Here is a 2,029-nt window from a genome sequence, read left to right as displayed (position 1 = left end):
AGGAAAATCCGGGCATTCGCGCGCTGGTGCTCGGCACGGCCAGCCGCGGCAGCCCGGGGCCGCTGGTGAGTTTCTTTGCTGGTGAACGCGCCGGCAGCCTGCCCTGCATCCTGATGCTGGTGCCGGGCAGCCTCGATCCTGACCGCCTGGTAACGATTGCCTGACAGGCTTTCGCCCACGCCGGCACCTGAATCACGACAGAAATTGTCTGAATTGGCTTGAAGCGGCCGGCCTGCTGCGCCATATCGGCGCTACGTGAAGGAAAGGCCCCCCATGTTCATCGAAACCGAACAGACTCCGAACCCGATGACGCTGATGTTCCGCCCCGGCCAGAAGGTCACCGGCGGCGACGGCGTTGATATTCCCACGCCGGAGGCTGCCGAAGCTTCGCCGCTGGCCGCCGCGCTGTTCGCGCTGGGCGATGTGGACCGCGTGTTCTTTGGCCATGATTTCGTTTCGGTTACCCGCAATCCGGCCGGCGCCGATTGGCCAGCGCTGAAGCCGCAGATCCTGGGCGTGCTGGTCGATCATTTCACCAGCGGTGCGCCGTTGTTCACCGGTGCCGTGCAGGAAGCTGCCACCGACGATGATCCCGCCGATGCCGATATCGTGATGCAGATCCGCGAGTTGATCGAGACCCGCGTTCGTCCGCAAGTGGCCGAGGATGGCGGCGACATCGTCTATCGCGGGTTCCGCCAGGGCACGGTGTTTCTGGAGATGCAGGGTGCCTGCTCCGGCTGTCCATCAAGCACCATGACACTGAAAATGGGCATTGAATCGCTGCTGAAATATTATGTGCCCGAAGTTCTCGACGTGCGGGCGGTCTGATCATGGCTGCAACGCCGCTGGATGGCGCCGTACTGGCGCAGCTGTTTACCGATGCCCGCACCCATTACGGCTGGGACTCGACGCCCGTCACTGAAGCCGATCTGCGCCAGCTCTATGATCTGGTGAAGATGGGGCCAACTTCGGCCAACGGCTCGCCGGCGCGGTTCCTGTTCTGCCATTCGGCAGACGCCCGCGAAAAGCTGGCGGCATGCACCAGCGTCAACAATCAGCCCAAGGTGAAGGCAGCGCCGGTGACGGTGATCATCGGTTTTGACCCGAAGTTCTATGACCGGTTGCCCGAACTGTTCCCGCATGTCGACGCACGGCCGTGGTTCAGCTGGAGTGCTGACTTTGCCCGCGAAACCGCCTTTCGCAACAGCAGCTTGCAGGCCGCTTACCTGATCATGGCGGCCCGCGCGCTGGGTTGGGACACCGGGCCAATGTCCGGTTTCGACAAGGCTGCGGTGGATGCCGCCTTCTGGAGCGACACTGGCATCGAGACCAATTTCATCTGCTCGCTGGGCAAGGGCAATGGCGAGGGCCTGTTCCCGCGCCTGCCGCGCTTGCCGTTTGAGGATGCCGCGCAAATCCTGTAGCGGCGCACGTGTGACAGTTCTTGCCCTTTCCACCTCGTCGCCGGCGCTGTCGATTGCGTTGGTCGACGGCCGACGCGTAGTGGCCCGCCACCATGAATTGATCGGCCGCGGCCATGCCGAAGCGCTAGTGCCGGCCATTGCCGCCCTGCTGGGTGGACGGCGGGCTGATGCGATCATGGTCGATATCGGCCCGGGCAGTTACACTGGAATTCGTATCGGCATCGCGGTCGCCCGTGCTCTGGGGGTGGCGTGGGGCGTGCCGGTGCACGGCGTTTCGGCGCTGTCGCTGGTGGCGGCGCAGGCCTTTGCTGCCGATCCGGCGCTGGATTCGGTATTTGCGTTGATCGATGCCGGGCGCGGCCATGCCGCTGGCGCACTGATCGGGCCAGACCTGGTGGCGCCGCTGCCGGCGCTGGTCACGGTGCTGCCGGCGGGTGCCGCCATCGCGGGCGCGGGTGCCGTTTTGCTGCCGGGCGCTGCCGCGCTGCATATTGATCATCCCGATGCGGCCTTTGCCGGGCATCTCCCGCCAGTGGCACTGGGTTTGCCGCAGGCGCTTTACGCCGGCGATTGAGCCGATTATCCGTCGCCCGTGGACACTGCTG

General features: G+C 64.9%; 3 protein-coding genes. All 3 read left to right on the top strand.

Features of this window, described 5'->3' with window-relative positions; translation table 11 throughout:
* Window positions 1-273 precede the first annotated feature (273 nt).
* From RT662_RS13320 to tsaB, 3 genes are read left to right on the top strand one after another with little or no spacing between them, the layout of a single operon-like run.
* A complete protein-coding gene (locus tag RT662_RS13320; RefSeq protein ID WP_313671184.1) occupies window positions 274-828 on the top strand; it encodes a NifU family protein in 555 nt (184 codons plus the stop codon).
* A gap of 2 nt (window positions 829-830) precedes the next feature.
* A complete protein-coding gene (locus RT662_RS13315) occupies window positions 831-1,424 on the top strand; it encodes a malonic semialdehyde reductase (RefSeq protein WP_313671183.1) in 594 nt (197 codons plus the stop codon).
* 10 nt (window positions 1,425-1,434) lie between these two features.
* Window positions 1,435-1,998 carry a tRNA (adenosine(37)-N6)-threonylcarbamoyltransferase complex dimerization subunit type 1 TsaB gene (gene tsaB / locus RT662_RS13310; protein WP_313671182.1) on the top strand — a complete coding sequence of 188 codons (564 nt, stop codon included), beginning with the start codon at window positions 1,435-1,437 and terminating at the stop codon, window positions 1,996-1,998.
* Window positions 1,999-2,029 lie beyond the last annotated feature (31 nt).

The sequence above is a fragment of the Sandarakinorhabdus sp. genome, from assembly GCF_032115815.1.
Taxonomy (GTDB): domain Bacteria; phylum Pseudomonadota; class Alphaproteobacteria; order Sphingomonadales; family Sphingomonadaceae; genus Sandarakinorhabdus.
This window is presented reverse-complemented; position numbering and strand designations above follow the sequence as displayed.

Bases quoted from the DNA above. Each gene is read 5' to 3' on its own strand.
- RT662_RS13315 (WP_313671183.1), top strand. From the start codon at position 831: ATGGCTGCAACGCCGCTGGATGGCGCCGTACTGGCGCAGCTGTTTACC.
- RT662_RS13320 (WP_313671184.1), top strand. From the start codon at position 274: ATGTTCATCGAAACCGAACAGACTCCGAACCCGATGACGCTGATGTTC.